This window comes from Streptococcus sp. Marseille-Q3604 (genome assembly GCF_916619785.1).
Lineage (GTDB): Bacteria > Bacillota > Bacilli > Lactobacillales > Streptococcaceae > Streptococcus.
Genome location: NZ_CAKAKM010000002.1, coordinates 683,710 through 702,559, shown reverse-complemented (window position 1 = coordinate 702,559; position 18,850 = coordinate 683,710). Strand labels below are relative to the sequence as shown.

Annotated in this window: 28 protein-coding genes and 1 other RNA gene; 5 read left to right on the top strand and 24 right to left on the bottom strand. The window is 40.1% G+C overall.

Going from position 1 to position 18,850, the window contains the following annotated elements:
* Positions 1–39: 39 nt before the first annotated feature.
* The 7 genes from LG375_RS07980 to ffs all read right to left on the bottom strand — a co-directional run bounded on the left by LG375_RS07980 (position 40) and on the right by ffs (position 5,102).
* Positions 40–714 carry a rhomboid family intramembrane serine protease gene (locus LG375_RS07980; RefSeq protein ID WP_225745592.1) on the bottom strand — a complete coding sequence of 225 codons (675 nt, stop codon included), beginning with the start codon at positions 712–714 and terminating at the stop codon, positions 40–42.
* Complete coding sequence (locus LG375_RS07975; protein ID WP_225745591.1) at positions 705–1,232, bottom strand: 5-formyltetrahydrofolate cyclo-ligase; 528 nt, start codon at positions 1,230–1,232, stop codon at positions 705–707. Before LG375_RS07975 ends, LG375_RS07980 begins: the two co-directional genes overlap by 10 nt.
* 68 nt (positions 1,233–1,300) lie before the next feature.
* On the bottom strand, positions 1,301–2,434 hold the full coding sequence (locus LG375_RS07970; protein ID WP_037601504.1) for an N-acetyldiaminopimelate deacetylase: 1,134 nt from the start codon (positions 2,432–2,434) through the stop codon (positions 1,301–1,303).
* Positions 2,435–2,512: 78 nt separating this feature from the next.
* Positions 2,513–3,211: a 2,3,4,5-tetrahydropyridine-2,6-dicarboxylate N-acetyltransferase gene (gene dapD, locus LG375_RS07965; RefSeq protein ID WP_037598512.1), complete on the bottom strand. Its 699-nt coding sequence runs from the start codon at positions 3,209–3,211 to the stop codon at positions 2,513–2,515.
* An 85-nt stretch (positions 3,212–3,296) separates the two neighbouring features.
* Positions 3,297–4,049, bottom strand: coding sequence for an HAD family hydrolase (locus LG375_RS07960; RefSeq protein ID WP_225745590.1), 753 nt, complete (start codon positions 4,047–4,049; stop codon positions 3,297–3,299).
* 113 nt (positions 4,050–4,162) lie between these two features.
* Entirely contained in the window at positions 4,163–5,002 is an 840-nt protein-coding gene (locus tag LG375_RS07955) for a methyltransferase domain-containing protein (RefSeq protein ID WP_225745589.1), read from the bottom strand.
* A 14-nt stretch (positions 5,003–5,016) separates the two neighbouring features.
* Positions 5,017–5,102, bottom strand: an RNA gene (ffs, locus tag LG375_RS07950) — signal recognition particle sRNA small type.
* Between the two features lie 320 nt (positions 5,103–5,422).
* Here ffs and LG375_RS07945 point away from each other — a divergent pair.
* Genes LG375_RS07945 through LG375_RS10565 form a run of 3 tightly spaced genes read left to right on the top strand, consistent with a single transcriptional unit; the run spans position 5,423 to position 6,071 of the window.
* Positions 5,423–5,581 carry a class IIb bacteriocin, lactobin A/cerein 7B family gene (locus LG375_RS07945; RefSeq protein WP_002892000.1) on the top strand — a complete coding sequence of 53 codons (159 nt, stop codon included), beginning with the start codon at positions 5,423–5,425 and terminating at the stop codon, positions 5,579–5,581.
* 20 nt (positions 5,582–5,601) lie between these two features.
* Positions 5,602–5,769: a class IIb bacteriocin, lactobin A/cerein 7B family gene (locus LG375_RS07940; RefSeq protein WP_002892002.1), complete on the top strand. Its 168-nt coding sequence runs from the start codon at positions 5,602–5,604 to the stop codon at positions 5,767–5,769.
* A gap of 47 nt (positions 5,770–5,816) precedes the next feature.
* Complete coding sequence (locus LG375_RS10565; protein WP_002892006.1) at positions 5,817–6,071, top strand: hypothetical protein; 255 nt, start codon at positions 5,817–5,819, stop codon at positions 6,069–6,071.
* Positions 6,072–6,156: 85 nt separating this feature from the next.
* Here LG375_RS10565 and tadA read toward each other — a convergent pair whose 3' ends face one another.
* The 8 genes from tadA to LG375_RS07900 form a co-directional block, all read right to left on the bottom strand.
* On the bottom strand, positions 6,157–6,675 hold the full coding sequence (tadA, locus tag LG375_RS07935) for a tRNA adenosine(34) deaminase TadA (protein WP_037600098.1): 519 nt from the start codon (positions 6,673–6,675) through the stop codon (positions 6,157–6,159).
* Positions 6,676–7,444: 769 nt separating this feature from the next.
* Complete coding sequence (locus LG375_RS07930) at positions 7,445–7,837, bottom strand: single-stranded DNA-binding protein (RefSeq protein ID WP_002885697.1); 393 nt, start codon at positions 7,835–7,837, stop codon at positions 7,445–7,447.
* A 228-nt stretch (positions 7,838–8,065) separates the two neighbouring features.
* Positions 8,066–8,293, bottom strand: a complete 228-nt coding sequence (locus LG375_RS07925) for a sulfurtransferase TusA family protein (protein ID WP_003095911.1) — start codon at positions 8,291–8,293, stop codon at positions 8,066–8,068.
* Positions 8,294–8,307: 14 nt separating this feature from the next.
* Complete coding sequence (locus tag LG375_RS07920) at positions 8,308–9,339, bottom strand: YeeE/YedE family protein (RefSeq protein ID WP_107372397.1); 1,032 nt, start codon at positions 9,337–9,339, stop codon at positions 8,308–8,310.
* A gap of 137 nt (positions 9,340–9,476) precedes the next feature.
* Positions 9,477–10,100 (bottom strand): YtpR family tRNA-binding protein, encoded by a 624-nt coding sequence (gene ytpR / locus LG375_RS07915; RefSeq protein WP_107372398.1) that lies wholly within the window; start codon positions 10,098–10,100, stop codon positions 9,477–9,479.
* A gap of 31 nt (positions 10,101–10,131) precedes the next feature.
* Positions 10,132–10,656 (bottom strand): hypothetical protein, encoded by a 525-nt coding sequence (locus LG375_RS07910; RefSeq protein ID WP_107372399.1) that lies wholly within the window; start codon positions 10,654–10,656, stop codon positions 10,132–10,134.
* A gap of 3 nt (positions 10,657–10,659) precedes the next feature.
* Positions 10,660–10,974 (bottom strand): thioredoxin family protein, encoded by a 315-nt coding sequence (locus tag LG375_RS07905; RefSeq protein ID WP_037600112.1) that lies wholly within the window; start codon positions 10,972–10,974, stop codon positions 10,660–10,662.
* The gene (locus LG375_RS07900; RefSeq protein ID WP_060971584.1) at positions 10,971–11,255 is read right to left on the bottom strand and encodes a DUF4651 domain-containing protein; all 285 of its coding nucleotides are present in this window, start codon (positions 11,253–11,255) and stop codon (positions 10,971–10,973) included. The genes LG375_RS07905 and LG375_RS07900 overlap by 4 nt, the downstream gene beginning before the upstream one ends.
* 99 nt (positions 11,256–11,354) lie before the next feature.
* On the opposite strand from LG375_RS07900, the gene pepA reads away from it, so the two are divergent.
* Both pepA and proC read left to right on the top strand, forming a co-directional pair.
* Positions 11,355–12,422, top strand: a complete 1,068-nt coding sequence (pepA, locus tag LG375_RS07895; protein WP_049545690.1) for a glutamyl aminopeptidase — start codon at positions 11,355–11,357, stop codon at positions 12,420–12,422.
* Positions 12,423–12,437: 15 nt separating this feature from the next.
* The gene (gene proC, locus LG375_RS07890) at positions 12,438–13,208 is read left to right on the top strand and encodes a pyrroline-5-carboxylate reductase (RefSeq protein WP_225745588.1); all 771 of its coding nucleotides are present in this window, start codon (positions 12,438–12,440) and stop codon (positions 13,206–13,208) included.
* 26 nt (positions 13,209–13,234) lie between these two features.
* Here the strand turns inward: proC and LG375_RS07885 are convergent, their stop codons facing one another.
* The 9 genes from LG375_RS07885 to comGE all read right to left on the bottom strand — a co-directional run bounded on the left by LG375_RS07885 (position 13,235) and on the right by comGE (position 18,846).
* Complete coding sequence (locus LG375_RS07885) at positions 13,235–13,897, bottom strand: CPBP family intramembrane glutamic endopeptidase (protein WP_225745587.1); 663 nt, start codon at positions 13,895–13,897, stop codon at positions 13,235–13,237.
* A gap of 112 nt (positions 13,898–14,009) precedes the next feature.
* A complete protein-coding gene (locus LG375_RS07880) occupies positions 14,010–14,456 on the bottom strand; it encodes a CAAX protease (protein WP_225745586.1) in 447 nt (148 codons plus the stop codon).
* Positions 14,457–14,529: 73 nt separating this feature from the next.
* Positions 14,530–15,186, bottom strand: coding sequence for a CPBP family intramembrane glutamic endopeptidase (locus tag LG375_RS07875; protein WP_225745585.1), 657 nt, complete (start codon positions 15,184–15,186; stop codon positions 14,530–14,532).
* An 11-nt stretch (positions 15,187–15,197) separates the two neighbouring features.
* A complete protein-coding gene (locus LG375_RS07870) occupies positions 15,198–15,395 on the bottom strand; it encodes a helix-turn-helix transcriptional regulator (protein WP_049553950.1) in 198 nt (65 codons plus the stop codon).
* 250 nt (positions 15,396–15,645) lie between these two features.
* Complete coding sequence (locus tag LG375_RS07865; protein WP_225745584.1) at positions 15,646–16,839, bottom strand: acetate kinase; 1,194 nt, start codon at positions 16,837–16,839, stop codon at positions 15,646–15,648.
* Positions 16,840–16,895: 56 nt separating this feature from the next.
* Complete coding sequence (locus LG375_RS07860) at positions 16,896–17,852, bottom strand: class I SAM-dependent methyltransferase (protein WP_225745583.1); 957 nt, start codon at positions 17,850–17,852, stop codon at positions 16,896–16,898.
* Positions 17,853–17,896: 44 nt separating this feature from the next.
* Positions 17,897–18,214 (bottom strand): competence type IV pilus minor pilin ComGG, encoded by a 318-nt coding sequence (comGG, locus tag LG375_RS07855; protein WP_021144683.1) that lies wholly within the window; start codon positions 18,212–18,214, stop codon positions 17,897–17,899.
* The gene (gene comGF / locus LG375_RS07850; protein WP_002887014.1) at positions 18,192–18,629 is read right to left on the bottom strand and encodes a competence type IV pilus minor pilin ComGF; all 438 of its coding nucleotides are present in this window, start codon (positions 18,627–18,629) and stop codon (positions 18,192–18,194) included. Before comGF ends, comGG begins: the two co-directional genes overlap by 23 nt.
* Positions 18,616–18,846, bottom strand: a complete 231-nt coding sequence (comGE, locus tag LG375_RS07845; RefSeq protein WP_013991265.1) for a competence type IV pilus minor pilin ComGE — start codon at positions 18,844–18,846, stop codon at positions 18,616–18,618. The genes comGF and comGE overlap by 14 nt, the downstream gene beginning before the upstream one ends.
* Positions 18,847–18,850: the final 4 nt, after the last annotated feature.

The window sequence follows — 18,850 nt, the reverse complement described above, 5'->3', positions numbered from 1 at the left end:
AACCATCGAACCTGACATTCGATGGTTTTTTCATATGACTTAAAAATAAGTGAATCCTAGAAGAATCAGCAATAGTAAAATGTAGGTTAAAAGGGCTGTAGAACGCCAACCTTTACTAAATAAGCGACTTTCAACCTTGTTGGCCAAAAAGATAGCTGCAAGAGCACCTCCAACTAAACCACCGAGATGGCCTGTAATCCCAACACTAGGTGTAAAAAGGTTGAAGATTAAGTTAATAACAATCAAAACCAAATAATTACGGCCTAACTGATTAAGCAAGGGGCTGTGACTGTAATAACCAAGAATCACAACAGCCGCAAAAAGTCCAAACAAGGATGTCGAAGCACCAGCTGCAATAACATTAGGCGTAAAAAGTAAGGTAAAGGCATTTCCCATAACACCCGCTAACAAATAAAGCCCTAGAAAACGTGGAGTCCCAAAAATCTGCTCAGCCATTTTCCCCATAAAGTAAAGAGTAAGCATATTAAATAGAAAATGCTCAACACCTATATGTATAAAAATTGGTGTTACAAGACGCCAAAGGTTCAAGGGACTGTACTGAACAAACGCACCGTACATAGCCCCCATCTTAAAGAGGCTCAAAGGCGAGGTCGCTTGAAAGCCGTTTAAAAGATATTGACAGATAAAAGTCAACGTCGTAAGCCCCAACAATAAATAGGTTGCTGGGTATTTTTTCCACTCATTTACTGGCATGTGACGACCTCCTTAACAGGAATATCATAGCTGTCTGGTTGAAAATCATGTTTCTGGCAAGGATAAACCGTACTAACTGTCTCCCCTTCAAAATCAGATAAATAGCGATCATAGTAACCTGCTCCGTAGCCAATGCGATAGCCTTCATCATTGAAAACCACTCCTGGCACATGAATCAAATCAATCTCTGATTTTTCCACAGCCAAATCAGACGCAGGTTCCATCAAGCCAAAAGAGGTTGCAACAAGATTATCTGGATCATAATCCACAAAAATCATTCGACCTTGTTTATATGTTTTAGGAATCAAAAGTCGTTTACCATCCTTTAAAGCCTGATTGATTAAAAGACTGGTATCATATTCATGAGGAAAAGACAAATAAGTCGCAATCACCTGAGCCTTTTTATAAGCAGGTAAGGCAATCAATTGCTCCAAAAGATGTTTATCTATCTTAGCCTTAGTCTCAGGTTCTTGTGAAGTTAATTGAGGCAAGACTGTTTTTCTAAGTTCATTTTTCATAGGTTTATCATATCAAAAAATCTACCAAAAGTCAGACTTGGTAGATTTTTTAGCTTTATCGACTCTGATTAGGCTTCTGCCTTGTGTTTAAGGAATTTTCCAATTTCAGCCACTGCAAAAGCGAGGGCATCTTCGTTTGGACTCATCTTAGGATGGTGAAGTGCATATGGCGTGTCGATTCCCAACCAGAACATGACACCTGGAACTTTACTAAGCAAATAACCAAAATCCTCTCCAGTCATAGCCGGTGGACAATCAATCAGGTTAACTTCTGGGCTAGCATCAAAGAAGGCCATCAACTCTTTGGCCAAGGCTGGATTATTTTCCACAGGAAGATAACCACCTTGTTTCAACATGATATCCACTTCCATACCAAAGCTAGCTGCTACACCTTCTGCAATCTGGCGCACACGCTTCTGGATAAGGAGACTCATTTCCTGAGTAAGGGTACGAATAGTTCCATAAACCTCTGCAGTTTCAGCGATAACATTATTAGTAGTTCCTGCATGGAAAGAACCAAAGGTAACTACCCCACCCTGAATAGGGTCAACATTACGACTGACAATCGTTTGCACTTGAGTAATAAAGTAGGAAGCTGCTACAAGAGCATCATTGGCCTCATGTGGAAAGGCCGCATGTCCACCTTTCCCCTTGAAAGTAACAAGGACTTCACAAGTCCCAGCAAAAAGGGTACTTGTGTTAGTCGCAATATCACCTACCTTGAAATCTGGGCGGACGTGGAGGCCATAGAACTCATCTGGCAACCAATCTCCAAAGGCACCATCTTCATACATAAGCATACCACCAGCTTCATTTTCTTCAGCTGGTTGGAAGAGGAAGAGCATGTTATTTTTAGGCTGTACTTGAAGCATCTGGTCCAAAAGACCAAGTGCTGTGGTCATGTGCATATCGTGTCCACAAGCATGCATACGACCTTCATGAGTAGACTTAAAGTCAAGATCTGTTTCCTCTACGATTGGGAGGCCATCAATATCTGTACGCCAACCAATGGTTTTTTCAGGAGCATGCCCGTGAAGATAGACAAGAATTCCTGTACGCCAAGAACGTTGCTCCACAAAGTCCTTCCCTTCAGTCATTTCAGCAATACGTTCTAAGAGATAGGCCTGAGTTTTAAATTCTTCCAAACCAATTTCGGGAATTTGGTGAAGGTCTCGTCTGATTTTGATTAAATCAAGTGTCATGTTTTTGTCCTTTTTATTTATATTTATTTTATAGAGAATCTAGAAATAGAGGCCTTACAGGCCTCTACTATCAATATGTTACAAGTTACGCAAAGCGTCTTCGAGTGCTGTTTTTTGTTGTGTTTTTTCATCGATTTCCTTGATGATACGAGCTGGAACACCAGCTACAACCACATTTTCAGGAACATCTTGAGTAACGATAGCTCCAGCAGCAACGACTGAACCGTTACCAACTTGAACACCTTCAATAACAACAGCATTAGCACCAACAAGAACGTTGTCACCGATACGAACTGGGTCTGCTGAAGCTGGTTCAATCACACCAGCAAGGACCGCACCCGCACCGATGTGGCTGTTTTTACCAACAGTAGCACGACCACCAAGGATTGCTCCCATATCAATCATAGTACCAGCACCGATTTCAGCACCGATGTTGATAACAGCACCCATCATAACAACAGCATTATCTTCGATAGTTACTTGGTCACGGATAATAGCGCCTGGTTCGATACGCGCATTAAGGTGACGCTTATCAAGCAATGGAACAGCTGAGTTACGGCCATCTTGTTCCACAACATAGTCCTTGTTTTCAGTCAAGTTTACAAGAAGTGGTTCGATATCTTTCCAGTCTCCAAAAAGAACATTACCAAGCTTAGTGACAGAAGCTGGAACAGCAGTTGCCAATTCCCCTTCAAAAGTTACTTTAACATTCGTTTTCTTTTCAGCATTACCGATAAAAGCGATAATTTCTTGTGCAGACATTTTTTGTGCAGTCATGAGATTCTCCATTCACATAAAGTTAGGAATTATTATACCAAAAATTCTGATAATTGTCTTTGCTTTTGCCAAATAGAGTGTATTTTTATGTAAAATTTGTCTTTAGAGCCTCTATGTCAGTAATCACTCGATCTGGTTTGATTGGGGAATTCTCCAACTCTCGACGAGAATAAGGGAAGGTATTCAGCAAGATTCCATCGATCCCAACTGCCTCAGCCACAGCAATATCAGTCGTCAGGTCATTTCCCACCATGACAGTCTCAGATGGGTTTAACCCATGATCATCCAAAACTTGCTTTAAAAATTCAGGTTGAGGCTTACAGATACCCGCATCCGAAGACAGGTAAATGGCATCAAAGTAAGGTCTTAACTCCATCAAGTCAATCTCAGCATTAGTAAAGGCTGCTTGAGCATTAGACAAGAGATAGAGACGACAGCCCTGCTCTTTTAGAAAGGTCAAAACCTCCTTGGTATGCGGATAAGCTAACAACTGCTTACGAGATAAGACGCGAAAGACCATGGCTATCAGTTGGCCCCAATCTTCTAGCTGATTAAAGTTACTAGACTGAGGCCGACCATCTACATAAAGCTGGTTGAAAATCTGAGCTAAATCAACTTCTGGATAAGCAACTCCTTTAATCTCTATTAACTCCTTACGAGTCTGAGCCACACGCTTAGCATAAGATTTTTTAAGACCTTCACCCTTATAATCCGCCCCATAAGCTTGGTAAAGTTGGGCTAATTTATCCCATAACATAGGATCCTTCTCATCGGTTAGGATATCAACCAAGGTACCATAAAAATCAAAAATGTAGTTCTTATAGGCTCTATTTTTCATCACTTTTTACCCATTACTGAAACTTTCTTACTTATTGCTCCCATCATACACCTTTTAGGAAGACCAAACAAGCTAACTGAGATATTTTCCCATCAAAAAAATCCCAACGACTGTTAGGATTGCTTATCATCTCTAATACGACCAATCAGCAGCTCCCCCGCAACGGTTAATTGCGTCACTGAAGTCAAGTCCAAAGTATCCTTATTGGCATGGAAGAAAAGAGGTGTCATCTCAGCAAATGTTTGAACATGCTCTGATGGCATAGACCAAGTCTTAGCAATCGTCACACGCTCCAAAAGCTCACAAGACTCTTGAAAATGTTCCAGAACATCCTGGTTAGAATAAGCCTGCGCCTCCGGTAACAGTTGACGAAACTCTTTAAGATGATCTTCGTGAGGAATAACCTTGAAAATCAAGCCCTGATCAGACAAAAGTCTTCCAAATTCTTGATAATTAGCTGGTGAAAAGATATCTAAAATGACATCGATACTGTGTTCACGTAAGGGCAATTGAGCCAAATCACCAACGAACCAAGCTACGTTTTTCTGAGGATTTTGACGTGCCGCAAGAAGGATTGAATCCTTAGACAAGTCAAAGGCCATGAAATCCTTGTCAAACTGTTGAGCCAACTGACGGCTATAATAGCCTTCACCACAGGCAACATCTAACACGTGCGAGTGTCCAGGAAGGTCACGCAAGCGCTCTGAAATCACCTTCAGGATAGGATCGTAATAGCCTGCTGCTAAAATCTGACTCCTCTTTTCAAAAGAAGCCATATCATAGTGCTTATCTCCCTTAGTCTGTCTCAAAAAATTGACAAAGCCCTGCTTGGCAATATTAAAGGTATGCCTATTCTGACAAACCAAGCTAGACAAATCCAAATGCATTGGTGCCTGACAGATAGGACAAGCAAAAAGACTCTCTTGATCTTTAAAAACACTAAATTTGGCCATAAATCCTCCTCGACACAAAAAAAGAGCACACACCTGAAATCGCTTAGGGCTGCTGGATTCCTCCCCTGACCCGCTTCACGCACAGATGTTGCTCCGAAAAATATTATACCATAAATCGAAGTGATTGCAAGTAGAGAACTTATGATAAGACTAGCTAGTCCTATTTCCTATCAGTCCCTATTATTTCCTTCGGTCAGTCTAAACTTCGATAAAACATAAGACTTACCATGGTGACATTTATGTCACTACTTTTTTATTTCTCGACACCTTATAATAAATCCATAGCTTGAGGAAAGCACCAAAAGCTAGTGACATGGCTGACTCTATTGAAAGGAGAAGTCATGTTTAATATATCTCTTAACTCATGGTGAGAGGGTACGAGATTTTAAAACTCACCAAAAATAAAAAAGGAAAACAATAATGACTAACAAAGAAATGAACACTTCTGATTTAGCCTCAGTAACAGGAGGCGGATGGAAGACTAACCTTGCCGTTGGAGGGCTCTGCCTAGCTTCAGGACCTATTGGAACTATGATTTGCCTTGGTGCCTACAACGGCTACATGGACTCTGCACGATAAAAAGAAAGGACATATGAATAATGACTAAGACAATTAACAATCGTAAACACATGACTACTCAAGAACTTGAAGCTGTATCAGGTGGAGTGGTTCCTTGGGTGGCTATTTCTGTTGGCATGGCTGCTGCAAAACTGACTTATGACCTTAGCTATGCTGCGGGTAAATCTTTCTATAACCTCACCCACTAACTAACAGAACTCACCTGATATCTCAAAGATTTTGAGGATGATAACTCATGAAACATACCATAAATCGAACAAATGATACTACTACTAATCAATCACCTAAAATGAATAACTATTTACTCGTAAAAATAGCTTTAGCTGGAATTATCAGTAGCCTACTTCTGATACTCCTAATCAACCTTATCTTTCATATACGATTAGGAACACCAATTATTGATACTAATTTGAAGTCCGCTTTTGGTACTCTGATTCTCTTTATGCCTATTTTTCTTCTAACAAGAGAGAAAGAAAAAAATAAAGCATAGAAAGAGTGACTTAAACTGTCTTCAGGAAAACAAAAATACTCATCTTCCATTAAAAATGCAAGTCCAAAGGGACTTGCACTTTTGTTTACATATCTTGCATTGTTTCCAATTTAGCCAATCGTTTGGCTTCTTTTTTGCGTTCACGACTCTGGCGGAAGAAGTCTTGCATAATCTTAGCACACTCCTCCTCCATGATACCGGTCTCTACTTCTACGCGATGATTGAGACGCTCGTCTCGTAGGATATCGTAGAGGCTACCCGCACCACCAAACTTTTGATTGCTTGCTCCATAGATAACTTTAGGAATACGAGCCAGGCCGATGGCCCCACTACACATGACACAGGGTTCAATGGTCACAAAGAGGGTACAATCTAACAAACGCCAATTGCCCTCGGCCCTATTAGCCTCCTGAATAGCCATGACCTCCGCATGCATAATAGCTTGATTGAGCTCCTCACGTGCATTGTGCCCACGACCGATGACTTCGCCATCTTTAACGATGACACAGCCAATTGGGATCTCTGCTTTATCTAGAGATTTTTCGGCCTCCTTAAGAGCTTCAGACATAAAAAAGTCTTTCTCTTCTTGGGTAAAATCAAGCATTAGTATCACTCCCGTTCCAAGATTTGCGAGATATTATCTCGCTTAGTCCTTCTATTATAGCATAAGAAAATCAATACCAAAGATCTCCATTTTAAAGGACACAAAAAAAGCTAAGACGAATCATCCTAGCTTCAAACACATTAGTCTGGTGAGTCTTAGGAATCACACCAATGTGTTCCCCCAAGGCTAGACGAAAAGTCAACGACCGCTTAACATCCTAATTCATATGTCAGTCGGAGTGTCATAGTCAATTGTCTGTGAAATCAATCATGGACCTGTGGCCTCACAACAATAAACAAAAATGCAACTGCCTCAAACAATTGCAAGGATAGTGTTCTAGTTGTGATATTTCACACTTTCCTTCCAAACAAATAATGCCTACTATAAAAGTAACTTTTATAGCTTTTTCCTTACCCACCTATAGTTTATCACGAAACCTCTATCATTTAATTTAAAAATAGGTAATAAAACAATGATATAAATGAGAAAGAACTGTTAATTGTGTACACTGTTTTGGCTAATTAACCAAATAGCAAAAAACCATGTTATAACTGCATTTTAAGGTTTTTCGAATAACTTTCTCTACTCTATCTATACTTTTAAACCCCTATCATCCTAAGTCTTATCTAATTTTACTGTTTATTAGTCTAACAGGTGTTTAATGTTTTATCTCCAACAATTCTTCAAAACAAGGTATGGAACAAGATAATGATTTTTTGGAGAGGTGGCTTCAAAGATAGGAGACCTAGATAGCTAGACAAAGGATAAACTAGAAGGGAAGTTCTTCTTCCAAGACGAGGTCAGCCAAGTCATTGTCAGGATTATTTTCCCTAACAGCACGCTGAGCACGACTCTCCAGAAGTTGGAAAGAGGAACAAAGCACCTCAGTAACGTAATGGGTTTGGCCATCCTTATCGTACTTACGGGTACGAAGCTCACCATCAAGAGAAATTAAACTCCCCTTGCTAGCATAAGAGGCTAAGGTCTCAGCCAAACGCCCCCAGACAACCACTGTAATAAAGTCAGCCTCACGCTCACCATTTTGCGTCTTATAGCGACGATTAACCGCAACTGTGACACGTGTAAAAGACCTATCGCTAGCAGTCTTAACCATTTCAGGAGTGGCTGTCAAACGTCCAATTAAAATTACTTTGTTATACATTTTTTTACCTCCACCTATCTATTCGTAAGAGGAAGTAAAAAATAGATTATTTTAAATAGCTTTACAGATTCCTTTGAGAGACTCCTTACTAACACTCCAGTCTACATACCCAAATTGTCCTAATAATCCTAGTAAATAGAAGGTTATTACTTTTCTAGTAATACTGCTCTCTCAGATATTTTCATTACAAAAGTTGAGTTTTAAATTTTCTCTACTCGTTTAACTAACTCAACGTTTTTGAACCACAATTTCCCATGAAGCAGGGCCGACTTGTTCAAAGCGCGTCACAGGATAATCATTATCTGCAGCCCAGTTTGGTATACTTTCCGTTGCTTGCGTACAATCGAAAGCTATCAACAACTCATCACCTGTAGCTAATTCAGCCATTTTTTTCTTCGCATCAATCAATGGGAATGGACATACCAATCCACCCGTTTCAAGTTTTATCAAAGCCATATGATATTCTCCTCTTAATTTTTGTTGGGTTTTACAAAGATAATATAGGAAGCCGTCCAAACACCTAAAATAGTCACTGGTAAAGCAATCCATCCCTTACTAGAAAAAATTGCTGTAGCTGTTAAACCATTACCAATCGTACAGCCACCAGCCCATGAAGCACCGATTCCCATAAAAATACCCCCTAGTGTGCTCTTACCGATGGTTGACAAGTCTGGCAAGCGCCAACGAAACTCTCGAGAACCCTTTGCAGCAAGAAAGGAACCAAGAAAAATCCCCAATACAAGAAAAACACCCCAACCAAGCTGTTTACTATCACCTGTAATAATATAACTAATTAGATGTGCTGATGGAGTTGTAATCCCTAACCCTCCAACACGCCCCGTCAACTGACTAGCAGGCCAAGCAATAAAAGCAACAAGACCTATTAGAAGTCCTGCAAAATATTTATGGTAAGTTTTCTCAAAAAGATAGTGTCTCACTCCCTTATATTTTGATGGAAGCGTAGCAATCTGACGTCTGGGCTTACGTAACTCTCGAATGATAACAAAACTTGTTATAGCTACTAAGAAAACAAGAAAATACCAAACCGGAATTCCTAATTGACTAGCTAAATCATCATTAATTACCCATCGCTTGGCTATTAATTGATTCAAAGGAACAAGAAATCCTGATTTCATAGCTGCTGCACTTGTCATATAAAAGAATAGTGCAACCCAGCTACCTAGGAGACCTTCACCGGCACGATACCACGTTCCTGTGGCACATCCTCCAGCAAGAACAATTCCAATACCAAATAGATAGGAGCCCACAATTGCTCCTAACACGGAAAATTCTTCATAAGGGTTTCCAATAATACCTAATTTAATCAGGGAAAGTACTCCTATACTTTCTACTGTAATTGCAATAAGAAAAGCGTAAAATAATGTATTATTACGTGCAATGTACATGTCTCGGAAACCACCAGTCAAGCAGAAACGAGTTCGTTGCAAAATGAATCCGAATATCAGACCAATGAGCCCACCAGAAAGAATAGTTGTAAGCATAATTACCTCCTAAAGTAAATATTGATTACATTTTAAGAAAAATATTATAACTTGCATAATCTTTCTTTTTTATGATTAGCTATAAACTTTCTTTATGACAAACAAAAAAGCGGCTTACTTACCGCTTCTTGTCTTATTTACCCTTTCCAGTGTTTGGCTGGATCAAAAGCCTCACCGACTACTGCTGAATCATCAAGTTCAATAATACCACGTTTTTGTGGGGCATTTGGAAGTGCCAACTCACGTGGGGCACACATCATACCATAACTATCTTCACCACGAAGTTTTCCTGGGAAGATAAGGGTACCGCTAGGCATCATAGCACCAGGAAGAGCTACGATAGTTTTAAGCCCAAGCGCTGCGTTTGGTGCTCCTGCAACGATTTGGACCTTCTTATCACCGATGTTCACTTGGCAGATGTTAAGGTGGTCACTATCTGGATGTGCAACCATTTCATCAATTTGTCCAACCACAAAGACTGGGCCTTGTGTGTTTTCCAAACGCTCTTCAAAGCCCTCTTTAGCCAATTCTTCGTTCAAGACAGCTACATCTTGGTCTGACAAGAAAACTTGACCGTTACCTTCGATATCAATGAGGCTTGACGCTTCAAAAATGTTCCAAGCAAGAGTCTTACCCGTTTCAGCAGCTGTGACACGCGCCACTTTACCTTTACGTTCTACGCTACGTTTGATGTCTTTAGTATCTTCCAAAATAACCAACAAAACGTCGCCAACTTGTTCCTTATTGTATGCAAAAATCATGGGTTCTCCTTCAATAGTTCTTTTATAGATTTTAAAATCGACTGACATGCCAAGAATCGTCATTACTGCCATAGCGATAACTAATCTTGTCAATTTTCCAGTCACTCTCTGTTAATTTTACGATAAATTGCTTATGGTACCAAAAATCATTCCCATAGGAAAATTCGAGAAACATCTTTGCCTTACTCTTCATAATAAACTTAACTCGACAGGGCTCTAACACAAAATCATAGGTGCCTGGAGAACCAAAAGAAGCTAAAAAACCTCTTTTATAACAGTTATCAGTCAAGTGTTTTTGAGCTAAAGGAGTCAACTTCACTTTAAATTCATCAAATAACTCCATTTCTCCAGGAATAGTTTGATGTGTAGGAAGATTATTTTCCTTTTTGTAGGTGTTTATTTCTTGGTGTTTTAGGAAGATATCACTTTCAATTTTGGAATGCTCTACTAAAACTTGGCATAATTCTTCGATGATCCTCTCATTTTTTTCTGTCAGATACTTTTCTTTGGTTTCTGAAATATCAAGAGAGATATTAGGAAAGTGATTGATTTTCATCTTTTAAATCTCCGACAAAAAGGCATTGATTTCTTCTTTGGTTTTACGAGCTTTATTGACCAAGCGCCCCAATTCCTGACCTTTCTTAGTCACAACAAAACTTGGGATACCAAAAATATTCCAAGTTTGTGCCAAAGCCATATAATCATCACGATTAACACGCACAAAGGTCATATCTGGATGGAGGGCTTCGATGTCAGGCATAACGGGATAAATGAACTGGCAGTCTGGACACCAATCGGCAGTGAAAAAGAAAACCACCTTTTGATCACTTTCAACATAGCTTGCCAGTTCTTCAAGATTCTTAGGAATAATCATGCCTGCTCCTCCTCATAGGTCAAGATATCCTCTGCATAAACAAAGCTATAGGCACGTCCATCCTCTAAGACGATACCTCCTGTAAGCCCTGGATTTTCCTTTTCAGTGGGATTGGTATAAAGGACTGCGATAGTCCCCAAGTGAGATAATTCTTGTCTAATATCTTGGATTAATGCAGCCTTCTTCATTTCTGCACGTGACTGTCTATACTTCTCTGCCATTGCCAAGAGACCTAAAGCTCCTACGCCTCCAGCAAACAAGGCCAATGTTTTACGTTTCATATGAAACATTTTACCATATTTTTAGACGAATGGGGAGAGGCTACCTATCTCTTAAGAATCGTGCTAAAATAGTAACAAGTACTACTCAAGGAGGATTTTATGACTACCCTATTTGATAAAATTAAAGAAGTAACCGAGCTCAGTGCTACTTCAGGCTTTGAAGCGCCAGTACGCGACTACCTTCGCCAAAATATTACACCACTCGTAGATGAGGTCCAAACAGATGGTCTCGGTGGTATTTTCGGTATCAAGCATAGCCAGGCGGAAAATGCCCCTAAGGTGCTCGTGGCTGCCCACATGGACGAAGTTGGGTTTATGATTAAGGAAATCAAGGCAGACGGGACTTTCCGTGTCGTCGAACTTGGTGGTTGGAACCCACTGGTTGTCAGCTCACAACGCTTTACCCTACACACCCGTGATGGTCGTGTTTATCCTGTTATCTCAGGTTCGGTGCCACCTCATTTCTTACGTGCTAGTGGCGGGGCTTCAAGTCTTCCTAGTGTTTCTGATATCGTCTTTGATGCTGGTTTTGCCAACCAAGAAGAGGCTAATGCCTACGGTGTTTTCCCAGGTGATGTCATCATTCCTGAATCAGAAACGATTCTCACAGCCAATCAAAAAAATGTGATTTCTAAAGCTTGGGACAACCGTTATGGTGTTCTCATGATTCGTGAACTCTTGGAAAACGTTAAAGATCAAGAACTCAATAATACTCTAATTGCTGGTGCCAACGTTCAAGAAGAAGTTGGTTTACGTGGTGCCCATGTTTCTACCACTAAATTTGATCCTGAAGTTTTCTTTGCAGTGGACTGTTCTCCTGCAGGTGATATCTATGGTAATCAAGGTAAGGTAGGTGATGGAACCCTTATTCGTTTCTTCGATCCAGGTCACATCATGTTGCCAAATATGAAAGATTTCCTTTTGACTACAGCTGAAGAAGCTGGTATCAAATATCAATACTACTGTGCTGCGGGCGGAACAGATGCTGGTGCCGCTCACTTGCAGAATGCTGGTGTCCCATCAACAACTATCGGTGTTTGTGCCCGTTACATTCACTCGCACCAAACCCTTTATGCGATGGATGACTTCCTAGAGGCACAAGCCTTCTTACAAGCGATTGTTAAGAAGTTGGATCGTTCAACAGTGGATTTGATTAAAAACTACTAAGACAAGGAGTAACCCATGATTATTGGTTTTATTGGCGTTGGAAAGATGGCGACAGCCATTATCAACGGCCTAAATACAAGCTCACATCGTATCATTATTTCAGGGTCTTCCTTGGCTCGTTCACGCCAAATTGCAGAGGAACTAGAGGTTGAAGCTGCTGCTTCCCATCAAGAATTGTTGGATAATGCTGATTTAGTCATTCTTGGTATCAAACCTCAAATGTTTGATAAGGTACTAACTGGCCTCAATTTCCATCAACCTATCATGAGTATGGCTGCTGGAGTAACCTTGGAACGCCTCGCTTCACTTACCAGTCCAGACCTTCCTCTCATTCGTATCATGCCTAACCTTAACGCTCAGATTCTCAAGAGCACTACTGGTCTTTGTACCAACGATAAGGTATCCGAGGACCTTTTGGCAGTTGCCAAGGAAATCACAGACAGTTTTGGAACCACTGTTGAATTGGCTGAGAAGGACTTTGATACCTTCACTGCCCTAGCTGGCTCTAGTCCGGCCTATATCGCCCTCTTTATCGAGTCTCTGGCTAAGGCTGGCGTCAAAAATGGCCTAAGTAAGCAGGTCGCTCTGACCATTGCCACACAGACGGCTCTAGCTACCGCTGAAAATCTCAGTCTTGGTAGCGACAGCCCACATGATCTTATTGACAAGGTCTGTAGCCCTGGTGGGACCACTATCGCTGGTCTCATGGACCTTGAGCGTACAGGCCTCACCCATAGTGTGGTTTCAAGTATTGATACAACCATTGCTAAAGCTAAAAAACTATAAGAAAAAAGCTCGGAATCTTCCGAGCTTTATTTGATATATGGCGCTAAAAATTGCAAGAGTAACAACATTGAAACCGCAATACTATTGTTAATGATATGAGCCATGATACAGTACTCTAACTTTTGAAACTTACGATATGCTATCCCAAGGGCGAACCCCATACCTGCATATATAATCCAAACACCAATACTATTCGGCATATGAACAAGACCAAAAAGTAAACTACTAACAATCAAGCCAACAATAGAATCGGGGGTAAAGACACGTCCCATGAGGAGCCCTCGAAAAACCAGCTCTTCCACAATCGGTGCCATAATTACCGTAAACGTTATGAGAAGGAAGGGATTCATATGGGCATTTTCTATGGCTGCCTGATTGGTGCTATTACTAACACCTTCCATCATCATGACCATAGAACCAATCCTAGTAACGATATAAATACCTAGGTAGGTCAAGCCAATCATCCCCCAGGCCTTCAGGGAAGAGAGTGCCTTAAAGCCTTCGAAAAGCCCAAGACGTTTTCCTAAGAAAAGAGCTCCTGCGCTCATGAGAAGCAAGACAAAAATTAAGAGACAGACTAACCTTGTATCTTTGACACCTAAATAGATGGTTGGAACTTGATCAATAATTAGTATTAGGAAAGCTAGTAACAAATAGAGAAAGCGTTTGAGAATTGACCCTTTGTTCATGAGAAGCCACCTCTTTTCATCATTTATTTGTATCTTTATTATAATACAACAAAACTTATTTGACAAGATAATAAGAGCACGAAAGGTGAATTTTTCATGATAATATGGGCTCTCACCCTATTTTAGATAGAATGATACGAATAAGGGCAAATCCCAATACTAAGCCATAGAGCAAGACAGATAAGACTGCAACATAGGGCAACTGAATATTGACAAAGGCATATAGGGCGATTAAAGCAAAGATAAGCAAAAACTCTAGAATCAGAGTTGCAACTGCTGACGCCATTAAAATCTGTTTATTTCGCTCATCGTAAGCTGCAATATACATCCGATGAAGGCGTTTAGGATGGGTAAGTGTCGCAAAATAATAGATTGACAAGGCATAAACCCCAAGGGTAAGTCCCAAAACTAAGCCTAGAGCATAATCACTAAGACTGTTAGAGCGAACAACAAACAATCCCAAAACACCCAAGCAAAAAAGAGAACAGGCTACTCGTGTAATGTATTTCTTAAATTCGGCCTCTGTTTTTCTATTTCCTAATAACATTTTTATTAACATATCCTAATTCTCCATTCATTATCCTTTAAAAGAGCAATATACATTTTTTCAATGATAACCTTAAACATTCACCTTAAACGAAAAGGCTGAGTAGTACAACTATGCTATTGTTTAAGATATGGACACCCATACTGTACTCGATATGCTTCGTCTTATAATATGTTATCGCAAGACCAGCTGACATAATACCATAGATGATAATTGTCTGAAGCGTAAATGCTGAGTGACCAGCCATAAAGAGAAGACTGGAAATAACAAGACCCGTCTTAAAGTATTTTCCAAAAAGCACCTTGGCTAAGAGTCCCCTAAAAATGATTTCTTCCATAATCGGAATAATAAAACCGACGACTACTAGGTGAAGATAGAATGGTACGTGAATAAATATCTTATTTAAAGCATCTTGATTTTCCATAGTCGCATTGTGTGTTAACTGACCAACAAAATACCCTAGAAGATCACCTAGGAAAAAGATGACGAGATTAAGAGAAGCAATCACAACGAGGCGTCTCCAATTAATCTCTTTAAGCGATAAGAGTTTAAATCTATAAGCAATCACGATAAAAATAGCCAAACTCCCTAATGCCCAAACACCGTAACCTATTTGCTCCACAAGTGAAAACTTACCATCCTGAGTAAGTAGTGGGAAAGCACCTAATAGTGTTAAATCTAAGATTAGTAGAGTGAGCGCTAAAACAATAACACCAATTTTTTTCATGACTTGTTTAAACATATCTTTTCTCCTTAATCTTCCTCAAAAATAAAGACTTCTTCAATAGTCTTTCCAAAATACCTAGCAATTTTAAAAGCCAGTTCCAACGACGCATTATAGCGACCTTTTTCGAGTGAAATGATGGTCTGTCTCGTGACCCCCATTTCATCTGCTAACTCTGCCTGACTAACCTTATTAGCCTTGCGAAGTTCCTGAATTTTTGTTTCCATGTGGTACCTCAACTTTATCGTTTATTCTCAAATAGTTAAACTCCTTACTTTTCTTTGTTAAGTTAACTTTACATTTATAGTATAGTTCACTTTACATGTTTTGTAAAGTCTTTTTTACATTTTTTGTAAAGTTTTCTTTACTTATAGAATTACACATATATAGCCATAGGCGAATGATTCTTTCAGAACATTCAAAAAAGCTGACCAATCACTCGGCCAACTTTTCTGGTCTTATCAAATTTTTGATAACTTATTTAGTTTTAAGGCGCTCAACATCACGCGCAATCACCAACTCTTCGTCTGTTGGGATAACAAATACTTTAACAGCTGACTCTGCTGTTGTAATATCGCCTACATGTCCAAAGACATTCTTTCTAGAATCCACTTCAATACCAAACCAAGTGAGACCATCCAAAACTGAAGCACGAACTTCCGCAGAGTTTTCACCAATACCTGCTGTAAAGACGATAGCATCCGCTCCGTTCAACACACCGAAGTATTGAGCAATGTATTTACGCAAACGATCCACATAAAGATCATAAGCCAAGGCACATTTTTCATCGCCAGCATTCTTACCAGCAATGATATCACGCATATCACTTGATTTTTCAGAAATGCCAAGAAGACCTGATTCCTTATTAAAGACGTGACGGATACGCTCAGCATCTGCCATTTCAGGCTCACGATCAATAACAAATGGAATAATCGCAGGGTCAAGGTCCCCAGTACGTGTTCCCATCATAACGCCACCAAGTGGTGTCAACCCCATTGATGTGTCTACTGATTTACCACCATCAACCGCAGTAATTGAAACACCATTTCCCACATGGGCTGTGATAATCTTAGTTTCTTCAATTGGCTTGCCTAACAACTTAGCTGCTTCTTGAGAAACATATTGGTGGCTAGTTCCGTGTGCTCCATACTTACGGACTTGGTAGTCTGTATAGTAACGATTAGGCACTGGATAACGGTAGGCCACTTCCGGCATAGATGTATGGAAGGCTGTATCAAAAACAGCAACACTTGTAATATCTGGGAGGAGCTCCTTAAAGGCACGAATCCCTGAAGCTGCACCTGGATTGTGTAAAGGTGCTAAGGCTGACAATTCTTCAATCTTAGCCAAGGCTTCCTCATCAACCAAGCTTGATTCTTTGAAGTATTCCCCACCAGCGACTACACGGTGACCAACACCTGTAATTTCATCATAACTCTTGATAATGTCAAAACGAATCAAGTCATCAAGTAAGATTTTAACCGCCTGAACATGGTCAGCAATATCTAGAGTTTGAGATTCTGAACGGTCATCAAATTTTACTGTTGAAACAGAATCTTTCAAGCCGATACGTTCAATCAAACCCTTAGCAAGAACAACTTCATCTGGCATCTCATATAGTTGCCATTTCAAGCTTGAGCTTCCTGCATTAATTGCTATTGTTTTTGTCATAAGCCACCTCTTTGTAAAACGCTTTCAATAATATAGTCCTATTCTACCATGTTTTGCTAGAAAATGGAATTATCTGATTTCCATTTTTGGAAATTCTCTGTGAAATCCTTGAGAATTTCTGGATTTTGCAAATCACTAAGCGGATAAACAAAGGTCTCAGGAGCATTTTCAGTTTGTTTTTTAAGCACAAAGATAGATTTCATGTTCTGTTTATTACCAAAAGCGGATTCTGGAAGAGTGATAACGGCAATAATATCAGCATAGCCTGATAGCCATTTCTTAAGCAAATCACTTTGTGGGCTTGTCAAAAGATTAGTTGGTGCCAAAAGAATAGCAATACCATCTTTCTTCAGGTACTTGAGTGATTGCTCCATGAGAAGGTGATGGGCATAGGTGTGTTCACCGGTTGCTGCAACCTTGAAACGACTCGCAATTTCGTCATTAGGGTAGTAACCAACAGGTAGGTCACTGATAATAACATCACTCTCTTTGAGAATATGTGGTCGAACAGCATCTTCTTGGATGTAAACTGCACTCGAATTCACCACATCAGCAATACTAGCTGACAAATCGATAAGGAGATCGTCAACTTCCATTCCCATATAATTAAGGTTTTTCTGACTATTATTTAGAAGAGTTTCAGCCAAGTTTCCTGTCCCCGAACCAATCTCCAAAACATCTAATTGGTCGTCCTTGGTCAAACCTTCAAGTAGATAAAGAATGATAAATCCAATAGCATCAGGTGTAAATTGGTGATTGGCTTGTAAGGCTTCCAATTGCCCTAGCTTGATAAACAAGAACTGAAAAGCACGACGCCACTCCTCTTTACTTAGATCAAGAGCACGTAATTTCTCGTTGTTTTTGATAATGACTTCATTAGCTACCTCAGCCCCCAAATAATAAGAATTTTGCTCAATAAGCGCATCGTAAGCATGGGTTCCAAGATCATTTTCAATGGTTTGGACATTTTCTAACAACAGCTCAAAGGCTGTCTCAATTGCTTCAAAATTCATGATTTCCTCCATCCTTCTATCATATCAAAAAGGAAAGAGAATTTCTATTTCTGCTCCTGCTTCTTCACATAACGATAGGTCTTGATTTGGCCTTTACTGGCAACTCTAACAATCACTTGTTTGTCCTTAACCTCATAAGTCGTAGTTCCCTGAGAGAAACTAAAAGCACCTGCTTCCTTGTCCGCCAAGTCCATGGTCATCTCTGCCATGAGACGACTTTGACTGGAAATCATTTGCGCTTGGTTCTGTCTAGAGCTAGCAACCACCCGCTCCAGATAAACATGCAGAAGAAGTGTGAAAATGCCAGCCATAAAAAGAGCGTAAAGAAGAACGCCTCCCCTAACCTGTTTTTTCAAAAGCATAAACAAAACTCCTTTGTAGCCCATTTTTAAGAGTCACTTGGATGGTGACTATCTGGTTATTTTGGCTAATTGTACTAGCTTTTACATTAAAAAGCATTGGTTGGTAGCCTCGACCGTCAGCATTTGTTTTTCGAAAATCAGTAGCACTTGAAAGTCCAAAAGCCAGGTCTTGATTATCCTGCTTGACATAGAGTTTGTTCCCCTCTACCTTTACCAACTGACAACCTTCTAATTCTGCTTCCATTTGTTGAACAAATAGAAGCCAGTCTTGGCTTTCTTGTTGCTTGACCTGCTTAACATTGCTCACCAATACTGTGGTCAGACCTTGATAAACTTGAACTGAACCAGCAATCACCAACAAGGCCACTAGACATTCCAAGAGGGTAAAAGCACGAACCTTGCTATTGAGAGACATGAATAATCTCCTTTCCTGATTCATAAACCGCGATACCTTGCTTGCTACGTTTTACTGTCACTGTGATGCCATTTAAGGTCAACTGATCCTGTTTGGTCTGAACTGCCATGGTTGCCACACTCAAGACCTCCTGTTGGTGGAGATTCCTAGCCATTAGCCTACGATTGGTATTGATCTGATCCAAGATAAGACCACTGACGAGTACTAAGACAGCCATTGCT

Bases quoted from the DNA above. Each gene is read 5' to 3' on its own strand.
- LG375_RS07930 (WP_002885697.1), bottom strand. From the start codon at position 7,837: ATGTATAACAAAGTAATTTTAATTGGACGTTTGACAGCCACTCCTGAA.
- tadA (WP_037600098.1), bottom strand. From the start codon at position 6,675: ATGCTTGATTTTACCCAAGAAGAGAAAGACTTTTTTATGTCTGAAGCT.
- LG375_RS07875 (WP_225745585.1), bottom strand. From the start codon at position 15,186: ATGTTTAAACAAGTCATGAAAAAAATTGGTGTTATTGTTTTAGCGCTC.
- LG375_RS07860 (WP_225745583.1), bottom strand. From the start codon at position 17,852: ATGAATTTTGAAGCAATTGAGACAGCCTTTGAGCTGTTGTTAGAAAAT.
- proC (WP_225745588.1), top strand. From the start codon at position 12,438: ATGATTATTGGTTTTATTGGCGTTGGAAAGATGGCGACAGCCATTATC.
- LG375_RS07910 (WP_107372399.1), bottom strand. From the start codon at position 10,656: ATGAAAATCAATCACTTTCCTAATATCTCTCTTGATATTTCAGAAACC.
- comGG (WP_021144683.1), bottom strand. From the start codon at position 18,214: ATGCTTTTGAAAAAACAGGTTAGGGGAGGCGTTCTTCTTTACGCTCTT.
- LG375_RS07940 (WP_002892002.1), top strand. From the start codon at position 5,602: ATGACTAAGACAATTAACAATCGTAAACACATGACTACTCAAGAACTT.
- LG375_RS07945 (WP_002892000.1), top strand. From the start codon at position 5,423: ATGACTAACAAAGAAATGAACACTTCTGATTTAGCCTCAGTAACAGGA.
- LG375_RS07905 (WP_037600112.1), bottom strand. From the start codon at position 10,974: ATGATTATTCCTAAGAATCTTGAAGAACTGGCAAGCTATGTTGAAAGT.
- LG375_RS07920 (WP_107372397.1), bottom strand. From the start codon at position 9,339: ATGCTTACAACTATTCTTTCTGGTGGGCTCATTGGTCTGATATTCGGA.
- comGF (WP_002887014.1), bottom strand. From the start codon at position 18,629: ATGTCTCTCAATAGCAAGGTTCGTGCTTTTACCCTCTTGGAATGTCTA.
- LG375_RS07960 (WP_225745590.1), bottom strand. From the start codon at position 4,049: ATGAAAAATAGAGCCTATAAGAACTACATTTTTGATTTTTATGGTACC.
- dapD (WP_037598512.1), bottom strand. From the start codon at position 3,211: ATGACTGCACAAAAAATGTCTGCACAAGAAATTATCGCTTTTATCGGT.
- LG375_RS07885 (WP_225745587.1), bottom strand. From the start codon at position 13,897: ATGAACAAAGGGTCAATTCTCAAACGCTTTCTCTATTTGTTACTAGCT.
- ytpR (WP_107372398.1), bottom strand. From the start codon at position 10,100: ATGATTTTTGCATACAATAAGGAACAAGTTGGCGACGTTTTGTTGGTT.
- comGE (WP_013991265.1), bottom strand. From the start codon at position 18,846: ATGGCTGTCTTAGTACTCGTCAGTGGTCTTATCTTGGATCAGATCAAT.
- pepA (WP_049545690.1), top strand. From the start codon at position 11,355: ATGACTACCCTATTTGATAAAATTAAAGAAGTAACCGAGCTCAGTGCT.
- LG375_RS07970 (WP_037601504.1), bottom strand. From the start codon at position 2,434: ATGACACTTGATTTAATCAAAATCAGACGAGACCTTCACCAAATTCCC.
- LG375_RS07900 (WP_060971584.1), bottom strand. From the start codon at position 11,255: ATGAAACGTAAAACATTGGCCTTGTTTGCTGGAGGCGTAGGAGCTTTA.
- LG375_RS07865 (WP_225745584.1), bottom strand. From the start codon at position 16,839: ATGACAAAAACAATAGCAATTAATGCAGGAAGCTCAAGCTTGAAATGG.
- LG375_RS07980 (WP_225745592.1), bottom strand. From the start codon at position 714: ATGCCAGTAAATGAGTGGAAAAAATACCCAGCAACCTATTTATTGTTG.
- LG375_RS07880 (WP_225745586.1), bottom strand. From the start codon at position 14,456: ATGTTAATAAAAATGTTATTAGGAAATAGAAAAACAGAGGCCGAATTT.
- LG375_RS07975 (WP_225745591.1), bottom strand. From the start codon at position 1,232: ATGAAAAATGAACTTAGAAAAACAGTCTTGCCTCAATTAACTTCACAA.
- LG375_RS07870 (WP_049553950.1), bottom strand. From the start codon at position 15,395: ATGGAAACAAAAATTCAGGAACTTCGCAAGGCTAATAAGGTTAGTCAG.
- LG375_RS10565 (WP_002892006.1), top strand. From the start codon at position 5,817: ATGAAACATACCATAAATCGAACAAATGATACTACTACTAATCAATCA.
- LG375_RS07955 (WP_225745589.1), bottom strand. From the start codon at position 5,002: ATGGCCAAATTTAGTGTTTTTAAAGATCAAGAGAGTCTTTTTGCTTGT.
- LG375_RS07925 (WP_003095911.1), bottom strand. From the start codon at position 8,293: ATGGCTTTGATAAAACTTGAAACGGGTGGATTGGTATGTCCATTCCCA.